The sequence below is a fragment of the Rathayibacter sp. AY1A2 genome, assembly GCF_002930935.1.
In the GTDB taxonomy this organism is placed as follows: Bacteria; Actinomycetota; Actinomycetes; order Actinomycetales; family Microbacteriaceae; genus Rathayibacter.
In genome coordinates this window covers 246,857-263,964 of sequence record NZ_PSTP01000001.1, presented here as the reverse complement: position 1 = coordinate 263,964, position 17,108 = coordinate 246,857, and the positions used below count along the sequence as shown (strand labels likewise).

Below are 17,108 nucleotides of genomic sequence, written 5' to 3'. Positions count from 1 at the left end.
CCGGTGGACCTCGCTGAGCTCGCGGCCTCGGGACTGATCGACAGGGGCTGGGCGGAGGCCCTCGCCCCCGTCGCCGGGGACATCGCCGCGATGGGCGACTTCCTCCGCGGCGAGGTCGCGGCCGGTCGGCCCTACCTCCCCGCGGGCCGCGACGTGCTCCGCGCCTTCGCCGCCCCGCTCGCGGACGTGCGCGTCCTCATCGTCGGACAGGACCCGTACCCGACGCCCGGGCACCCGATCGGGCTGTCCTTCGCGGTCGAGCGCCACGTGCGCCCGCTGCCGAGGAGCCTGCAGAACATCCACCGCGAGCTCCGGGACGACCTCGGCGTCGAGCCGCCCGAGCACGGCGACCTCAGCGGCTGGACCTCGAGCGGCGTGATGCTGCTCAACCGGGTCCTCACCGTCGCCCCCGGCTCTCCCGCCTCGCACCGCGGGAAGGGCTGGGAGGCGGTCACCGAGCACGCGATCCGCACGCTGGCCGCCCGGGACGCGCCTCTCGTCGCGATCCTCTGGGGCCGCGACGCCGCGTCGCTCCGCCCGATGCTGGGGGAGGCCGGAGTGATCGAGAGCGCGCACCCCAGCCCGCTGTCGGCCTCGCGCGGCTTCTTCGGCTCCCGGCCGTTCAGCCGCGCCAACGCCCTTCTGGAGGAGCGCGGCGCGGAGCCGGTCGACTGGAGCGCTCTCGCGTGACCGGGCGCTCGCCCGCGGGGCGGCTACGCTGGCCCGGATCGATGGGCGGAGCCGAAGGGGAGCCGGATGCTTGAGGAAGAGTACGAGAGCCGGCGCGTCCTGCCGCCGCACCTGCGGAAGGCACCGCCTCCCGAGCCCGGCTTCTCGTTCCAGATCCGCGACGCCCGCGACGCCGACCTTCCGGACATCCGCGAGATCTACAACCACTACGTGCGCAACACGGTGGTGACCTTCGACGAGGACGACTCGACGCTGAAGGAGTGGCGCACGAAGTTCTCCCGCAACCAGAAGCTCGGGCTGCCCTTCATCGTGGCCGTCTCGCCGTCGGGCCAGATCCTCGGCTACGCGATGGTGTCGCCGTGGTCCTCCAAGCGGGCGTACCGCTTCACCGTGGAGAACTCGATCTACCTGCGGGCGGCCTCCACGGGCAAGGGCCTCGGCCGGGCGCTGATGGCCGAGCTCCTCGAGCGCGCGAAGGCCGTGGGGATCCGTCAGATCATGGCCGTCATCGCCGACAAGGGCGCGGAGGCGTCGCTGGCGATGCACGCGCAGTTCGGATTCGTCGAGGTCGGCCGGATGGGCCGCGTCGGCTTCAAGTTCGAGCGCTGGCTCAGCACCGTCCTGCTGCAGAAGACCCTCAAGTAGGGCCGACCCGCCCCTGCGAATGCGCCTCATCGACAGGTGCCGGGGAGCGCGCCGTCCCTACACTGGACGGCATGGAATGGCTCGTCCCGCTCATCGTCGTCGTCGCGCTCGTCGTCATCCTCGGGGTCTACCTCTGGGCGACGTACAACTCGCTGGTCACCCTCAACGTCCGCGTCGACGAGGCGTGGAGCGACATCACCGTCCAGCTGAAGCGCCGCGCGGATCTGATCCCCAACGTGATCGACTCCGTGAAGGGCTACGCCTCGCACGAGCGCCAGGTCTTCGAGTCGGTGACGCAGGCTCGCGCCGAGACGCTGCAGGCCCAGGGCCCGGCGGAGGCGTCGGTCGCCGAGGACCACATGCAGAGCGCTCTGAAGTCGATCTTCGCGGTCGCGGAGGCGTACCCCCAACTGCAGGCGAGCCAGAACTTCCTCCAGCTGCAGGGCGAGCTGGTCGACACCGAGGACAAGATCCAGTCGGCCCGGCGCTTCTACAACGGCGGCGTGCGCGAGATGAACACCAAGGTGAAGGTCTTCCCGAACACGCTCTTCTCGCGCCGGCTCGGCTTCTCGGAGCGCGAGTTCTTCGAGGTCGGCGATCTCGCCGCGATCTCGGAGCCCCCGCGCGTCCAGTTCTAGGCAGCCGCCGTGTACAGCGCGATCGCCCGCAACAAGCGCAACACGGTCCTGATCCTCGTCCTGTTCCTGGCGATCATCGGCGGCCTGGGCGCCCTGGCGGCAGCGGTCTACCGCAGCACGACGATCGTCGTGGTGGTGCTCGTGATCGCCGCCGCGTACGCGTTCGTCCAGTACTTCTTCGCCGCTCGCCAGGCGGTCGCGCTCAGCGGCGGCGTGGCGGTGGAGAAGGCGGACGAGCCGAGGCTCTACCGCATCGTCGAGAACCTCTCGATCGCGACGGGCACGCCGATGCCGAAGGTGTACCTGATCGACGACCCGGCGCCGAACGCGTTCGCGACCGGCCGTGATCCTGAGCACGCCGTCGTCGCCGCGACGACCGGCCTGCTCGCGATCATGGACGACGCCGAGCTGGAGGGCGTGATGGCCCACGAGCTGGGCCATGTCCGCAACTACGACATCCGCGTCTCGATGATCGTCTTCGGTCTCGTCGTCGCGGTGGGCTTCCTCTCGGACGCCTTCCTCCGCCTGGCCTTCTTCGGGCGGGGCGGCAACGGCAACGGCGGGGGCAACCCGGCGCTCCTGATCGTCGGGCTGGTGTCGATGGTCCTCGCGCCGATCGTCGCCTCGGTCGTGCAGCTCTCGATCTCCCGTCAGCGCGAGTACCTCGCCGACGCGACCAGCGCGCTGACGACCCGCCACCCCGACGCCCTCGCCCGCGCCCTGCTCAAGCTCGAGTCCGCGGGCCGGCCGATGCAGCGGCAGAACAGCTCGATGGCGCACCTCTGGATCGCCGACCCGTCGAAGCCGGGAGTGGTCGCGCGCCTCTTCGCGACCCACCCGCCGATCGCGGATCGCGTCGCCCGCCTCTCCGAGATGGGCTCGCGCTTCTAGCAGGCCGATCCGGCCGACGCCCCGTCGACGATCGCCGCCCCGCACCGCATCCCGCTTCGGTCAGAGGCGCGCCCGTCACCGCGCCGGACGGGACGTCATCCGGTCGGAGCCGCGAGCGGACCGCCGTCGACGGTCGTCAGGTACTCGGCGAAGACCGGCGCCGGGTCGATGCCGCTCGCCGCCGCGTCGACCAGCGCCCGCCGGACCAGGGCGAGGACGACGGTGGCCAGGACGGCCGCCCGGTGCGGGGACGTGCGGCCGAGCCCCATCCGCTCCGCGAGGAACGGCGTCAGCGCCTCCTCGCCGTCGTGCAGCGACTGCGCCCAGACGGCGCGCATCGCCGAGGTCTCGGTCAGCAGGGGGATCAGCCGGAGGGTGCGGTCGAGCTGGGGACCGGAGGCCGCCGCGGCGAAGGCGTGACCGAGCGCCGCGTTCAGCGGCTCGGCGGCCGGGCGCTCGAGGAGGGCGCGTCCCATCGCGGCGATCGCGGCGGCGAGCACCGGGCGCACGCAGTCCTCCTTCCCGCCGAGGTACCGGTGAAAGGTCCGGAGGGAGACGCCGGCTGCGTGGGCGAGCTCGCCCGTGCCGACCCCGACGACGCTCCCGCGCTCGAGCAGACGGGCGACGCAGCGCTCCGAGAGCGCCAGCGCCAGGACGCCGCCGGGCGCGCTCACGCGATCCTCCTCAGTGCTGCGGCGAGGGCGCCCGCGAGGTCGCCGCGACCGACGACCTCGACGGCGTCGAGGCCCTGCCAGGCCGCCGCCTCGACCAGCAGTGCGGCGAGCCGCTCCGGCGTGTCGGCCGGGGCCCCCGGCTCGAGCCAGGCGGCCTGCACGAGGAGGACCCGGCGCTTGCGCTCGCTCTTGAGGTCGACCCGGGCAGCGATCACGTCGTCGAGGAGCACGGGGAGGACGTAGTAGCCGTGGACCCGCTGCTCGGCCGGGGTGTAGATCTCGATCCGGTAGTGGAAGCCGAAGAACAGCTCGGCTCTCGGCCGGTGCCAGACCACGGGGTCGAACGGCGAGAGGAGCGCGTCCGCCCGGAGCGTGCGGGGGCGTCGGGCATCGACGTGCCGCCAGAGCGGCACGGGTCGCCCGCCCCGCTCCCAGCCGCGCACCTCGACGCGCTCGAGCTCGCCCGCCTCGAACAGCTCGTCGATCGCGACGCGCGTGGGGGACTGGAGCAGCCGGTGGTAATCGGCCAGGTCGCCGAGGGTGCCGATCCCATGGGCCCGGGCCGCCCGGCGCACGAGCTCGCGGACGGCGTCGGGGAGGGGCACGTCGGCATCGAGCACCGCGCTCGGGAGGAGCCGCTCGGCGAGACCGTAGGAGCGCTCGAAGCGCGTGCGCCCCGCCGTCACCACCTCGCCCCAGCGGAACAGGACCTCGAGGCCGCGCTTGATGTCGGACCAGCCCCACCAGGGTCCCGTGCGGACGTTGGCCTCGTGCTCGATCTCGGAGGCGCGGAGGGGACCGTCGGCGAGCGCGGCGCGGAGCCAGTCGAGGGTGGCGCGGTTCTCGTGGGCCCAGCCCTCGTGCTCGGGCAGGCGGACCCGGCGGTAGTGCTCCATCCGCCAGCGGTAGAGCGGGAGGTCCTCGCGGCGGACGAGGGCGGCCTCGTGGGCCCAGTACTCGACGTAGGGGCCGTCGGGGGAGAAGGCCGCGGCGTCGAGGAGGGAGCGATCGTACGGGCCGAGCCGCGCGAGCAGCGGCAGATAGTGGCTCCGCTCGAAGACGTTCACCGAGTCGAGCTGGAGCGGGCGGATCCGGTCCACGGCGGCGCGCACCCGGCGCGCGTCGACCCGGGACGGACGGGGGACGCCGAACCCCTGCGCCGCCAGGGCGATGCGGCGCGCCAGCGCGGCGGAGAGCTGCTCGGTCATGGTCCGCCCACGCTAGCGAACGCCCCCGACATCGCCGTCCCCGATAAGGCCCCCGGCGTTCGCCCGGCATTCACCGCCGCGCTCCGTCACCGACTCGCGGCGCTCCTACCGTGCCCGAGGCCGTCCCACCGGGGCGGCCCACCCGACTCCTGGAGGACCCTTGACCATTCAGCGCCTGTCGCGCGCCGCCGCGGTCGCCGCCGCCGGCACCGCCCTCGTCTTCACACTCTCGGCCTGCTCCGGCGGCGCCACCGCCTCGTCCGACGGCGGCGGCGCGGACGCGGCGTCCGCCACGTCCGGCGCGGACCTCGGCGGGCTGGACGCCCTGGTCGAGGCCGCGAAGGCCGAGGGTGAGCTCAACGTCATCGCCCTGCCCGACACCTGGGCGAACTACGGCGAGCTGATCAGCGGCTTCGAGGACGAGTACGGCATCACCGTGAACTCCGCCGACCCCGACGTCTCCTCCGCGGAGGAGATCAGCACGGCGGAGAACCTCGCCGGGCAGGACACCGCTCCCGACGTGTTCGACCTGGGACCGGCCGTCGCTCTGGCGAACACGGACATGTTCGCGCCGTACAAGGTCCAGTCCTGGGACGACATCCCCGAGGGGAACAAGGAGGAGTCGGGCCTCTGGGTCAACGACTACACCGGCCTGATGTCGATCGGGTTCGACGCGGCCGCGGTGCCTGCGCCCGCGTCGCTCGAGGACCTCCTCGGCGCCGACTACCGCGGCTCGGTCGCGATCAACGGCGACCCGACCCAGGCGGGAGCCGCCGCGGCCGCAGTGCAGCTCGCGGCTCTCCAGTCCGGCGGCTCCGCCGACGACGTCCAGGCGGGGATCGACTTCTTCGAGAGGCTGAACGACGCCGGCAACTTCCTGCCGCTGGACCCGACCGACGCCACCGTCGCCTCGGGCGAGACCCCGGTCGTCTTCGACTGGAGCTACAACGACCTCGCCGCCGGGAAGGCGAACGAGGGCACCCGCGAGTGGACGACGACCGTCCTCCCGGGCTCCGCCGTCGGCAGCTACTACAACCAGGCGGTCAACGCCGACGCTCCGCACCCCGCGGCCGCGCGGCTCTGGCAGGAGTACCTCTACTCCGACGCCGCGCAGAACCTCTACCTCGCCGCCGGCGCCTACCCGGTGCGCCTGGCCGCGATGACCGAGGCCGGCACGGTCGACCAGGACGCGCTCGACGCCGTCGGCGCCGCTCCCTCCGACCTCGTCCAGTTCACGGAGGAGCAGACCGAGGCGGCCTCGTCGCTCCTCGCCGAGAAGTGGGCCGCGGCGATCCAGTGACCACCGCTCCCGCCGAGGCCGTCCCCGGGGCGTCCGCGCCCCGGGGACGGCGCGGCACCCCGGCCGTGCTGGGCGTCGCCCCCTTCGCGCTCTACGTCCTGCTGTTCCTGGCCGTCCCCACGGTCCTCGCGGTGGCGACCGGATTCACGGACGGAGACGGCCGCTTCACCACGGCTAACGTGCTCGCGCTCGGGGATCCCGTCGTGCTGTCCGCCTTCGGCGCGTCGCTCGGGCTCTCGGCCGTCACCGCCGTCGTCGGCGCGGTGCTGGGCGCGGTCGTGTGCCTGGCCCTGCTCGGCTCCGATGCGCGCGGGGCGCTCCGGACCGTCGTCGATGCAGCGGCGAGCGTCCTCGCGCAGTTCGGCGGGGTGATGCTCGCGTTCGCGTTCATCGCGACGATCGGCGTGCAGGGGCTGGTGACGACCCTCCTCGCGGGAGCGGGCGTCGACCTCTACGCCGACGGCGTATGGCTCTACCAGCTGCCCGGGCTCGTCCTGCCCTACCTCTACTTCCAGGTGCCCCTGATGGTGCTCACGTTCCTGCCCGCGCTCGAGGGTCTGCGTCCGGAGTGGGCCGAGGCGAACGCGGTGCTCGGCGGGGGCCGGCTCGGCTACTGGCTGCACGTGGCCCTCCCGGTGCTGGCGCCGTCGTTCCTCGGCTGCGTGCTGCTGCTGTTCGCGAACGCGTTCTCCTCCTTCGCCACCGCGGCGGCGCTGATCAGCCAGGGCGCGCAGATCGTCCCGCTGCAGATCCGCGCCGCGCTGGTCAGCGAGACGGTGCTGGGCCGCGAGAACTTCGCGGGCGCCCTCGCGCTCGGGATGCTCGCGGTGATGGTGGTCCTGATGTCCGGGTACGCGCTGCTGCAGCGCCGGGCCCGGCGGTGGCAGCGATGAGGCCCGCGCGGCTCCTGTCCGGGGCGGTGCTCGTGATCACCGGGCTGGTGTTCGCCGTTCCGATCGTCGCGATGGCGGAGTTCACGCTCCGCCGCGCCGGCGGCCACGACCTCTCGCACTGGACGGCGATCCTCGACCCGGAGAACGAGCGCGCCTACCGCTCGCTGTTCCAGGGGATCGGAAACTCGCTGGTCCTCGCCGTCGTCACCGCCCTCATCGTCCTGGTCCTGCTGGTGCCGACGATGCTGCTCGTCGAGATCCGGCTCCCGCGCCTGCGCCGGGCTCTGGAGCTGGTCTGCCTGCTCCCGCTGACCGTGCCCGCCATCGTCCTCGTCGTCGGCCTCGCGCCGGTCTACTCCGTGGTCACCGAGCTCGCCGGCTCCGCGCCGTGGACGCTCGCTCTCGCCTACGGGGTGCTGGTCCTGCCCTACGCCTACCGCGCCGTGGCGGCGGACCTCGCCGGTCTCGACGCCGTGACGCTCTCGGAGGCGGCCCGCTCGCTCGGCGCGGGCCCGCTCGCGGTGCTCGGGAGGGTCCTCCTGCCGAACCTGCGCCGGGGCCTGGTCGCGGCCGCGCTGATCACCGTCGCAGTCGTTCTCGGCGAGTACACGATCGCCTCGCTCCTCAGCCGCACCACTCTCCAGACCGGCCTGGTGCAGGTGTCGAAGTCCGACGCCTACGTCGCCGTGATCTTCTCGCTGCTCTCGCTCCTCTTCGCCTTCGCCCTCCTGCTCGGGATCGGCCGCCTCGCGCGGATCGGCCTGCCGACGGGCCGGGCGCGCTCCTCGAAAGGCTCCTCGTGACCGCTCCCACCCTCCCCGGCGCCCGCGTGCGCTTCGTCGACGTGGAGCGGCACTACGGCTCCGCGCGAGCGCTCGACGGCGTCTCGTTCGACGTGGCCCCGGGTGAGTTCATCGCGCTGCTCGGCCCCTCCGGCTGCGGCAAGACCACAGCCCTGCGCGCCCTCAGCGGTCTCGAGCGGATCGACGCGGGGCGGATCCTCGTCGACGAGGAGGACGTCGCCCACGTCCCCGTCGCGAAGCGCGACATGGGCATGGTCTTCCAGTCGTACTCGCTCTTCCCGCACCTGCGGGCGCGCGAGAACGTCGAGTTCGGGCTGCGCACCCGGGGAGTCGGGGCGCGCGAGCGCCGGGCGGCCGCGGGGGAGGCGCTGGAGGTCGTGGGCCTCGGCGCCCTCGGCGACCGCTACGCGCACGAGCTCTCCGGCGGCCAGCAGCAGCGGGTGGCGCTCGCGCGCGCCCTCGTCACGCGGCCGCGGGTGCTGCTGCTGGACGAGCCCCTGTCGGCCCTGGACGCGAAGGTCCGCGTCCAGCTGCGCGACGAGATCAAGCGCCTGCAGTCCGAGATCGGCATCACCACGTTCTTCGTCACGCACGACCAGGAGGAGGCGCTCGCCGTCGCCGACCGCGTCGCGGTGATGAACGCCGGGCGGATCGAGCAGCTGGGTGCACCGGAGGACCTCTACGCGCGCCCGGCGACCGCCTTCACGGCCCGCTTCGTCGGCCTCTCGACGGTGGTCGCGGGGACGGTCTCGTCGGGATCGGTCCTCGCGCTCGGCGTGCGCCTGCCGCTCGTCGACGCGGCGGCGGCCGACGGTCCCGTGTCGGTGTTCCTCCGCCCCGAGGACCTCGCCGTCGTGGCCGACGGCGCTCCCGACTCCCTGCCCGGAGTCGTCCTCGCCTCGAGCTTCCTGGGGCCGGTGCGGCGCTCGACCGTCCGGCTGTCGACGGGCGAGGAGGTCACCGTCCAGCACGCGTCGGGTCACCGCCTCGAGCCGGGGGAGCGGGTCGGCGTGCTGCCCGCGCGGCGCCCGGTCGCGGTCGGTCCGGCACCGGAGCAGGCGGCGGTCGGCGACGCCGCATGAGCACTCCCCGGGGATACCGCGCGGGGTATGCGCCGGGGCCTAGTCTGGGCAGATGAGACTCGGCAGGTCCCGCCGCACCTCCGGCCCGCGCGCCGTCCAGCCCGCCGCGCCCGCCGCCCCGGCCGCCCCCTCCCGGCCCGCTCCCGTCGCCGATTCGGCCTTCGTGAGCGACGGGATGCGCATCGCCGGCGCCTGGGCCTGGCGCGTCCTCGTCGTGGTCGCGGCGCTCGCGGTGCTGGTGCTGCTCGTCATCGAGCTGCGGCTGATCGTCATCCCGCTCCTGCTCGCGATCGTGATCGCCGCCCTGCTCGTGCCGTTCTCGAGCTTCCTCCAGCGCCACCGCTGGCCCAAGTGGGCCGCCGTCGTCCTGGCGGAGCTGGGGATCGTCGTGGTGATCGGCGGGCTCCTCTTCCTCGTCGTCACCCAGGTCTACTCCGGCTTCGACGACCTCAGCCGGCAGACGGTGCAGTCCTACGACGACTTCAAGGCCTTCCTCCTCGAGTCGCCGCTCCACCTCACCGAGACCGACATCAACCAGTACGCGCAGCAGGCCCTCACGGCCCTGCAGCAGGACTCGGGGATGCTGGTCAGCGGCGCGCTCAGCGTCGGCTCGACCGTCGGCCACCTGCTGACGGGCGTGCTGCTCACCCTCTTCTCGACGCTGTTCATCCTGATCGACGGGCCGAACATCTGGAGCTGGGTCGTCCGCCTCTTCCCGCGCCGCGCCCGCGGAGCCGTCGACGGCGCCGGTCGCGCAGGGTGGGTGACGCTGACCAACTTCGTGAAGGTGCAGATCCTGGTCGCCTTCGTCGACGCGGTCGGCATCGGCCTCGGCTCCTTCCTCCTCGGCGTCCCGCTGGCCATCCCGATCGGCGTGCTCGTCTTCCTCGGCTCCTTCGTGCCGGTCATCGGCGCCGTGGTGACCGGGGCGCTGGCCGTCTTCATCGCGCTGGTCTACAACGGACCGCTGATCGCGCTCTTCCTGCTGATCGTCGTCCTCGCGGTGCAGCAGCTCGAGGGCCACATCCTCCAGCCGCTGATCATGGGGTCGGCGGTCAAGGTCCACCCGCTGGCCGTCGTGCTCGCGGTGGCAGGAGGCTCGATCATCGGCGGCATCGCCGGCGCCTTCTTCGCGGTGCCCGTCGTGGCCACGCTCAACGTCATGGTCAAGTACGTCGCGAGCGGAGCCTGGCGCTCGCCGACCCGAACCCCCGAGAGAGTTGCCGCAGAGCATGCAGACTAGCCGCGTCGTCGGACCCGCCCTCCACGAGTTCGAGGCGGCCCGCGCCGTCCTCGCCCCCGTCATCGCCGCCACCCCCATGGAGACGAGCACCTTCCTCGCGCAGGTCCTCGGCTCGCCCGTGTTCCTCAAGTGCGAGAACCTCCAGCGCACCGGCTCCTACAAGATCCGTGGAGCGGTGTTCCGGATGTCGCGGCTCACCCCGGAGGAGCGGGCCCGCGGAGTCGTGGCCGCCTCGGCCGGCAACCACGCGCAGGGCGTCGCCTACGCGGCGCGGGAGCTGGGGATCAAGGCCACGATCTTCATGCCGATCGGCGTCGCGCTGCCCAAGCTCGCGGCCACCCGTGACTACGGCGCTGACGTGGTGCTGAGCGGGCACATCTTCAACGAGGCGCTCGCGGCGGCGGCGGAGTTCGCCGAGCGCACCGGCGCGGTCTTCGTTCCTCCCTACGACCACCCCGACGTGATCACCGGCCAGGGGACGGTCGGCCTCGAGATCCTCGAGCAGGCCCCCGCCGTCGAGACCATCGTGGTGCCCATCGGCGGAGGCGGCCTCATCGCCGGGGTCGCGTCGGCGGCCAAGCAGAAGGCGGCCGAGGAGGGGCGCACGCTCCGCGTCATCGGCGTGCAGGCGGCCAACGCGGCGCCGTACCCGCTCTCGCTCGCGAGCGGCGAGCCGACCGCGATCACGATCTCTCCGACGATCGCCGACGGCATCGCCGTGGCGAAGCCGGGGCAGCTGAACTTCGCGATCGTCCGCGAGATGGTGGACGAGGTCGTCACCGTCGAGGACGACGACATCGCCCGGGCTCTGCTGGTGCTGCTGGAGCGGGCGAAGCTCGTGGTGGAGCCCGCGGGCGCGGTGGGCATCGCGGCGATCCTGACGGGGAAGATCCGCGACGCCGGAGCGACCGCGGTCATCCTGTCGGGCGGCAACATCGATCCGCTGATGATGGAGCGGGTGATCAGCCGGGGCCTGGCCGCGTCGGAGCGCTACCTCAAGATGAGCATCGGTCTGCCGGATCGTCCGGGGCAGCTGTCGCGCATCGCGGAGCTCATCTCGGAGGCGAACGCGAACGTGGTCGAGGTGCTGCACACTCGGCACGGCCGGGGCCTGCAGATCAGCGAGGTCGAGATCGAGATCAGCGTCGAGACCCGCGGCCCCGAGCACGCCGACCGCGTCATCCAGGTCCTCACCGACGCCGGCTACGCCCCCCGCATCTCCCGCAACTGACCGCTCGAGGGCGCCGCGTCCGCGATCCCGTCGCGAGGCCGGCGCCCCGAGTCCGGGGAAGGCCGTTCGTCCGTCTCGGCGTTCCCCGCACAGCGGGGAAGAATCCGATCACGGCGATCACGGCGATCTCGCGTCCTCCGCTGCCGCCGCGAAGCCGGCGCCCCCCGTCTGGAGAGGGCTGATCGTGCGTCGCGGTGTTCTCCGCGAGGCGGAGGAGGAAGCGGTACCGGCGGCATCGCGCCCGACGCTGTCGCCGCGAAGCCGGCGCCCCGCTCCCGTCTGGAGAGGGCTGATCGTGCGTCGCGGCGTTCTCCGCAAGGCGGAGGAGGAAGCGATACCGGCGGTATCGCGCCCGACGACAACGCCGCGGAGAGCGCCGCGACGTGCGATCAGTGGCCGGACCAGGTCTCGACGTTGGCGACGCGGACCTCGATCTCCCGCCCGTTGGGTGCCGTGAAGCGGGCGGTGTCGCCGACGTTCAGGCCCATGATCGCCGATCCGAGGGGGCTCTGGGGGCTGTAGACGTCGAGGTCGCTCTCGCCCGCCATCTCGCGGTTGCCGAGGAGGAAGCGGGACTCGTCGCCGGCGATCTCGGCGGTGATGATGGTGCCGGCCTCGACGACTCCGTGGCTCTCGGGGGGCGTGCCGATCTCGGCTTCGCGGAGGAGGGAGGTCAGCTGGCGGATGCGGGCCTCGATCTTGCCCTGCTCGTCCTTCGCGGCGTGGTAGCCGCCGTTCTCCTTCAGGTCGCCCTCCTCGCGGGCGACCTCGATGCGCTTGGCGATCTCCTCGCGTCCGTTGGTGGACAGCTCGGTGAGCTCCGCCTCGAGGCGGTCGTACGACTCCTGGGTCATCCAGGTCACCTGTGACTGGTCGGCCATGGTGGGCTCCTGCTCTGCGGGCCGCGCTCGCGGCGCCCGGCAGCACCGTGCGGAGGTGTCCGCGTCCGGCGGTGGGGACGGCCGGCGTCAGGCGGCGGTGGGAATGGCGAGGCCCCGACGAGTCCGTCAGGGCTTCGGGCAAGCCTACGGGAGCCAGCAGGAGGAGATCAAACCTGTGTTCGCGAGCTCGGTGGTGCGGACCGTCTCCGTGTAGGAGCGGAAGCGCTCCGTCGTGGCGGGGTACTCCACGACCAGCCAGCCGACCACGGCGGACTGCTCGTTGAGGGCCTGGACCGCGCAGGCGACCTCGCGGCCGACGGGCGCGGTGAGATCGAAGGAGACGGTGACGGTGCGGTCGTCGACGACCTGGTGCGCGGTGTCCTGGACGTCCACCCCGCCGCGTGCTCCGTCGAGTCCGGCCCAGACGACCCAGGCGGCGAAGACGGCGACGAAGGCGAGCGCGACGCCGCCGAAGAGCCAGCGGTTGCCGCGGCGGGTGCGCGTCGTGCGGCCGTAGCGGGTGGCGAGGGGTCCGGCGGCGCGGACGGCGTCCGGATCGAGCGCGGGCGCGGCGGCTCCCTCGACGCTCTCGGACGTGCGGGCGGCCACGGAACTCCCTGGGTGATGCGTCTACTCTGGACGGGTGGCGCGCGTCCTTCGCGGACGGGAGCGCCGATCCCATTAAACCCCGAGGAATCGAGCGATCGTGTCCCAGGCCGTCGAGGTCTCCGTCGATTCGGAGGTGCGGGACACTCCGCGCCTCCTCGCCGTGCACGCCCATCCTGACGACGAGTCGAGCAAGGGCGCGGCGACGCTGGCCGCCTACGCCTCGCGGGGCGCCGAGGTCATGGTGGTCTCCTGCACCGGAGGCGAGGCCGGCTCCGTGCTGAACGAGGGCCTCCAGGCCCGCGCGTACGCCGAGCGCGACATCGGCGGCCTCCGCCGGTACGAGATGGCGGCCGCTCGCGAGGCGCTCGGCGTCGAGCACGCCTGGCTCGGCTTCGTCGACTCCGGCATGCCCGAGGACGGGAAGGTCGACGCCGCCTCGTTCGCGGGTCTGCCGCTCGCCACGGCCGCCGCTCCGCTCGTGCGCCTGGTCCGCCGGTTCCGGCCGCACGTGATCATCAGCTACGACGAGAACGGCGGCTACCCGCACCCCGACCACATCCGCGCCCACCAGGTCGCCGTCGAGGCCTACCGCGCGGCGGGCCTCGCCGAGGAGTACCGGGACACGGGCGCTCCGTGGTCGGTCTCGAAGCTGTATTACGACCGCGTCTTCAGCGGCCAGAAGCTGCGGGCGATCGCCGAGCACCTGCGCTCGATCGACCCGGAGGACCCGCGCCTGTCGGTCTTCGAGGAGATGAAGCGCTGGAACGAGGACACCCCGTACCTCGCGACCACGCGGGTCGTGATCTCCGGCTTCCACGATCGGCGCGATGCGGCCCTGCTGGCCCACGCCAGCCAGGTCGCTCCGGACAACGCCTTCTTCTTCCTCCCGCACGAGGCGATCGACGCCGCCTGGCCGACCGACGACTTCCAGCTCGTCGAGAGCCGGGTCGACGCGCCGACGCCCGAGACGGATCTCTTCGCCGGTCTCGACCTGGCCGAGCTCGCCCCGGGCCCGACCGCGGTCGTCCCGCCGATCGCTCCCGACCCCGAGCCCTCGGGGGACGCCCCGGTGTCCCCGGAGCCCGACGGCTCCGGCGTCGTCGTCGCCGACGAGGTGCGCGCGTGATCGCCGGGCTGCTCGAGGGCGCCCAGCGCGTCGTCGTCCTCGCCTCCACGACGGTGCCGACCCCGGGTCCCGAGTTCAACGAGGACACGGTCACGCCGGGCCTCTTCGGCTTCATCACGATGCTCGTGATCGCTCTGGCCGCCGTCCTCCTCGCGCTCGACATGGTCCGGCGCGTGCGGCGCACCACCTACACCGCCCAGGTGAAGGAGCGGCTCGACGCCGAGGAGGCGGAGCGCACCGAGGGCTGAGCCCGGCCCGCAGCGGTGGGCCCGGGCCCCGCTAGGCGTTGTAGGCGGGGTGGAGCGAGACGATCAGCGCCGCCGTCCAGTGGCAGAGGAACGCCACGGCCGTGAGCGCGTGGAAGATCTCGTGGAAGCCGAAGACGCCCGGGACCGGGTTGGGCTTCTTGATCCCGTAGATCACGGCTCCGGCGGAGTAGCAGAGCCCGCCGGCGAGGACGAGCACCATCATCGTCGCGCTGGCCTCGAAGAGCGGACCGAGGTACATCACGGCCGCCCAGCCCAGCAGCAGGTAGAGCGGCACGTAGAGCCAGCGCGGCGCGCCGATCCAGAAGACGCGGAAGCCGATCCCGAGCAGCGCCCCCGCCCAGACCAGGACCAGCAGGAGCGTGCCCTGCGCGGGCGGCAGGGCGAGCACGGCCAGCGGCGTGTAGGTGCCGGCGATCAGCAGGAAGATGTTGGCGTGGTCGATCCGCTTGAGGATCATCTTCGTCCGCGGCTTCCAGTCGAAGCGGTGGTAAAGAGCGGAGTTGCCGAAGAGCAGGAGCGACGTGGTCGCGAACACCGCGGCCGCCCACTTCGCCGCGGTCCCATCCGCGACCACGATCAGCACCACTCCGGCGACGATCGCGAGCGGGAAGAGGCCGGCGTGGATCCAGCCGCGCCAGGTGGGCCGGACCTCCGCCGAGGAGTCGTGCTCGATCGCGTCCTCGACGAGGGGGAGGGCGGGCAGGTCCGGGCGGTCCGCTCCGACGGCGTCTCCGCCGCGGTCGGTGCGGGCGCGGGGATCGGACGGGGGAGGCGTCGGCCGCTGGCTCATGCCGGACAGACTACGACGCCGTCCCGGGCCGACGCCGAGCGCCGCCGGGCTTCGAGGAGCGCCCCGGGTCGACTACCGTGTCACTGTGCCGAAGCCGAGACTGCCTGTGGGAAGGGACCTCCTCTACGGCGTCTACAAGAAGCGCCTCCGCTCGAGCCTTCCTCCCGACTCCCTGCCGAACCACGTCGCGATGATCATCGACGGCAACCGGCGCTGGGCGCGGCAGCGGGCCCTCGAGACCGCCGCGCACGGCCACCGGGCCGGCGCCGCCAAGGTGCACGAGTTCCTGCAGTGGTGCGACGAGCTCGGCGTGCGCCACGTCACCCTCTACCTGCTCTCGCAGGACAACCTCGTCGGCCGCGACAGCAGCGAGCTGACCGAGCTGATCGCGATCATCGCCGACCTCGCCGAGGAGGTCTCCCAGCAGCCCGACTGGCGCGTGCAGCACGTCGGCTCCGACGAGGGCCTCCCGCCCTCGCTCGTGGCCGCGCTCGACACGGCGGAGGCGCGCACCGCCTCCCACACGGGCCTGCACGTCAACCTCGCGGTCGGCTACGGCGGGCGGCACGAGATCGCCCAGGCCGTGCGGAGCATCCTGGAGGAGCACGGCAAGCGCGGCTCCTCCATCGAGGACGTCGCGGGCCTGCTGACCCCGGAGCTCATCGGCGAGCACCTGTACACCAGCGGGCAGCCCGACCCCGATCTGGTCATCCGCACCTCGGGGGAGCAGCGCCTCTCCGACTTCATGCTCTGGCAGAGCGCGCACAGCGAGTTCTACTTCATGGAGGCGCTCGGCCCCGACATCCGCGAGGTCGACTTCCTCCGCGCGCTCCGCGACTACGCCGGACGGCACCGCCGCTTCGGCAGCTGACCTCGCGGCTCCTGCCGCACCACCGACCGGAAGGGCCGGCATGAGCTCGAACGAGGCCACCTCCACCACGACCGAGGACTACCTCGCCGGCTTCGGCGAGGAGACCGGGTACCTCGACTTCGGCCGGGTGGGCCCGCTCTCGGCGACCGTCGCCGCCGAGCAGGAGGCGGCCGTCGAGCTGCTGGTGCGCGCGCGCAGCGGCACCCTCGACGAGCTGTTCCGGCAGGACGAGCGCGTCCGGGAGGCGGCGGCGGCGCTCGTGCGCGTCCCCAGCGACCGCGTCGTCTTCCAGCCCAACACCTCGACCGGCCTCCTGCACGCGCTGTTCGGCGCCTCGGGCGCGGTGCTGCTGTCGGCCGCGGAGTTCCCGAGCCTGCCGTTCGCGGCGGTGCGTTCGGCGCAGGCTCTCGGCTCGGTGGAGCCCCGCTGGCTGCGGACCGAGCAGGGACGGGTGACGCCGGAGGCGGTCCGCGAGCAGCTCACGGACGACGTGACGACCGTCGCGGTGAGCCTGGTCGACTCCCGGACGGGCTACCTCGCGGACGTCGCGGCGATCCGGGACGTGATCGGCGACCGGATGCTCGTCCTCGACGCGATCCAGGGCTTCGGCGTCGTCGACGCGCCCTACGAGCTGGCGGACGTGGTCGTCACCGGCGGCCAGAAGTGGCTCCGCGCCGGCTGGGGGACGGGCTTCCTCGCGCTCAGCGAGCGGGCGCTGTCGCGGCTGACCCCGGTGCTCTCCGGCTGGACGGGATCGGAGCAGGCGGAGCCGTGGGACGAGGTGGCTCCGCCGCGCGGCGACGCCCGCGCCTTCAGCATCAGCAACCCGGACCCGATCGCCCAGGCCCGGCTCGCGTCGGCGCTGGAGGAGGTCGCCGCGGTCGGGCAGTCGACGATCGCCGCGCTCGTCGCGGAGCGGGTCAGCGCGATCGTCGACCTCGCGGACGAGTTCGGACTGGCGGTCGTGGGCTCCCGCGGCGAGCACGAGCGCGCCGGCATCGTGGTCGTCGAGCCGGAGCCGGAGGAGCTGGCCCCGCTGGCAGCCTCCCTCGCCGCGCACGGCGTCACCGCGCGCCTGCGTCCGAGCACCGTCCGCTTCAGCGCGCACGCCGGCACCACCGACGCGACCCTCGCGCTGCTCCGCGCCGCCCTGATCTCGTCGGCCACGAGCATCGACTACTAGGCCGGATTCCGCGCGTTCACACACTGGTTACACATCCGGCAACGGTGACCGGCTGGTGACGGTGATGGTGGACAGTGCCGC

Annotated in this window: 19 protein-coding genes; 14 read left to right on the top strand and 5 right to left on the bottom strand. The window is 72.9% G+C overall.

Annotation, left to right across the window (positions count from 1 at the left end; all coding sequences use genetic code 11):
* The first annotated feature begins 3 nt into the window (after positions 1 to 3).
* The 4 genes from C5B93_RS01225 to C5B93_RS01210 all read left to right on the top strand — a co-directional run bounded on the left by C5B93_RS01225 (position 4) and on the right by C5B93_RS01210 (position 2,864).
* On the top strand, positions 4 to 690 hold the full coding sequence (locus tag C5B93_RS01225; protein ID WP_104232774.1) for a uracil-DNA glycosylase: 687 nt from the start codon (positions 4 to 6) through the stop codon (positions 688 to 690).
* Between the two features lie 66 nt (positions 691 to 756).
* On the top strand, positions 757 to 1,335 hold the full coding sequence (locus C5B93_RS01220; RefSeq protein WP_104291578.1) for a GNAT family N-acetyltransferase: 579 nt from the start codon (positions 757 to 759) through the stop codon (positions 1,333 to 1,335).
* A gap of 71 nt (positions 1,336 to 1,406) precedes the next feature.
* Positions 1,407 to 1,973, top strand: coding sequence for a LemA family protein (locus tag C5B93_RS01215; RefSeq protein WP_104225511.1), 567 nt, complete (start codon positions 1,407 to 1,409; stop codon positions 1,971 to 1,973).
* A gap of 9 nt (positions 1,974 to 1,982) precedes the next feature.
* Positions 1,983 to 2,864, top strand: a complete 882-nt coding sequence (locus tag C5B93_RS01210; protein WP_104291577.1) for a M48 family metallopeptidase — start codon at positions 1,983 to 1,985, stop codon at positions 2,862 to 2,864.
* Positions 2,865 to 2,959: 95 nt separating this feature from the next.
* Here C5B93_RS01210 and C5B93_RS01205 read toward each other — a convergent pair whose 3' ends face one another.
* Positions 2,960 to 3,538 (bottom strand): TetR/AcrR family transcriptional regulator, encoded by a 579-nt coding sequence (locus tag C5B93_RS01205; RefSeq protein WP_104224435.1) that lies wholly within the window; start codon positions 3,536 to 3,538, stop codon positions 2,960 to 2,962.
* Positions 3,535 to 4,746 carry a winged helix-turn-helix domain-containing protein gene (locus tag C5B93_RS01200; RefSeq protein WP_104291576.1) on the bottom strand — a complete coding sequence of 404 codons (1,212 nt, stop codon included), beginning with the start codon at positions 4,744 to 4,746 and terminating at the stop codon, positions 3,535 to 3,537. Before C5B93_RS01200 ends, C5B93_RS01205 begins: the two co-directional genes overlap by 4 nt.
* A gap of 160 nt (positions 4,747 to 4,906) precedes the next feature.
* Between C5B93_RS01200 and C5B93_RS01195 the strand changes: the two genes are divergently transcribed.
* The 6 genes from C5B93_RS01195 to ilvA are packed head-to-tail and all read left to right on the top strand — an operon-like array spanning position 4,907 to position 11,298.
* Positions 4,907 to 6,046: an ABC transporter substrate-binding protein gene (locus C5B93_RS01195; protein WP_104291575.1), complete on the top strand. Its 1,140-nt coding sequence runs from the start codon at positions 4,907 to 4,909 to the stop codon at positions 6,044 to 6,046.
* A complete protein-coding gene (locus tag C5B93_RS01190; protein WP_104291680.1) occupies positions 6,043 to 6,939 on the top strand; it encodes an ABC transporter permease subunit in 897 nt (298 codons plus the stop codon). The genes C5B93_RS01195 and C5B93_RS01190 overlap by 4 nt, the downstream gene beginning before the upstream one ends.
* Entirely contained in the window at positions 6,936 to 7,742 is an 807-nt protein-coding gene (locus C5B93_RS01185) for an ABC transporter permease (RefSeq protein WP_104291574.1), read from the top strand. The genes C5B93_RS01190 and C5B93_RS01185 overlap by 4 nt, the downstream gene beginning before the upstream one ends.
* Positions 7,739 to 8,824 carry an ABC transporter ATP-binding protein gene (locus tag C5B93_RS01180; RefSeq protein ID WP_104291573.1) on the top strand — a complete coding sequence of 362 codons (1,086 nt, stop codon included), beginning with the start codon at positions 7,739 to 7,741 and terminating at the stop codon, positions 8,822 to 8,824. The genes C5B93_RS01185 and C5B93_RS01180 overlap by 4 nt, the downstream gene beginning before the upstream one ends.
* Before the next feature lie 52 nt (positions 8,825 to 8,876).
* Entirely contained in the window at positions 8,877 to 10,067 is a 1,191-nt protein-coding gene (locus C5B93_RS01175; RefSeq protein WP_104246634.1) for an AI-2E family transporter, read from the top strand.
* Complete coding sequence (ilvA, locus tag C5B93_RS01170) at positions 10,057 to 11,298, top strand: threonine ammonia-lyase (protein ID WP_104224429.1); 1,242 nt, start codon at positions 10,057 to 10,059, stop codon at positions 11,296 to 11,298. Before C5B93_RS01175 ends, ilvA begins: the two co-directional genes overlap by 11 nt.
* A gap of 389 nt (positions 11,299 to 11,687) precedes the next feature.
* Here the strand turns inward: ilvA and greA are convergent, their stop codons facing one another.
* Complete coding sequence (gene greA, locus C5B93_RS01165; RefSeq protein ID WP_104225519.1) at positions 11,688 to 12,179, bottom strand: transcription elongation factor GreA; 492 nt, start codon at positions 12,177 to 12,179, stop codon at positions 11,688 to 11,690.
* A gap of 144 nt (positions 12,180 to 12,323) precedes the next feature.
* On the bottom strand, positions 12,324 to 12,788 hold the full coding sequence (locus C5B93_RS01160) for a DUF4307 domain-containing protein (RefSeq protein ID WP_104232767.1): 465 nt from the start codon (positions 12,786 to 12,788) through the stop codon (positions 12,324 to 12,326).
* A 97-nt stretch (positions 12,789 to 12,885) separates the two neighbouring features.
* Here C5B93_RS01160 and mca point away from each other — a divergent pair, with 97 nt between their 5' ends.
* Together mca and C5B93_RS01150 are read left to right on the top strand one after the other, a co-directional pair.
* Complete coding sequence (mca, locus tag C5B93_RS01155; RefSeq protein ID WP_258065362.1) at positions 12,886 to 13,914, top strand: mycothiol conjugate amidase Mca; 1,029 nt, start codon at positions 12,886 to 12,888, stop codon at positions 13,912 to 13,914.
* The gene (locus C5B93_RS01150) at positions 13,911 to 14,162 is read left to right on the top strand and encodes a hypothetical protein (protein ID WP_258065361.1); all 252 of its coding nucleotides are present in this window, start codon (positions 13,911 to 13,913) and stop codon (positions 14,160 to 14,162) included. Before mca ends, C5B93_RS01150 begins: the two co-directional genes overlap by 4 nt.
* 31 nt (positions 14,163 to 14,193) lie before the next feature.
* Here C5B93_RS01150 and C5B93_RS01145 read toward each other — a convergent pair whose 3' ends face one another.
* Positions 14,194 to 14,973, bottom strand: coding sequence for a hemolysin III family protein (locus C5B93_RS01145; RefSeq protein WP_104291572.1), 780 nt, complete (start codon positions 14,971 to 14,973; stop codon positions 14,194 to 14,196).
* A gap of 106 nt (positions 14,974 to 15,079) precedes the next feature.
* Here C5B93_RS01145 and C5B93_RS01140 point away from each other — a divergent pair, with 106 nt between their 5' ends.
* Both C5B93_RS01140 and C5B93_RS01135 read left to right on the top strand, forming a co-directional pair.
* Entirely contained in the window at positions 15,080 to 15,844 is a 765-nt protein-coding gene (locus tag C5B93_RS01140; RefSeq protein ID WP_279630826.1) for an isoprenyl transferase, read from the top strand.
* A 40-nt stretch (positions 15,845 to 15,884) separates the two neighbouring features.
* Entirely contained in the window at positions 15,885 to 17,027 is a 1,143-nt protein-coding gene (locus C5B93_RS01135) for an aminotransferase class V-fold PLP-dependent enzyme (RefSeq protein ID WP_104232765.1), read from the top strand.
* The last annotated feature ends 81 nt before the right edge of the window (positions 17,028 to 17,108 follow it).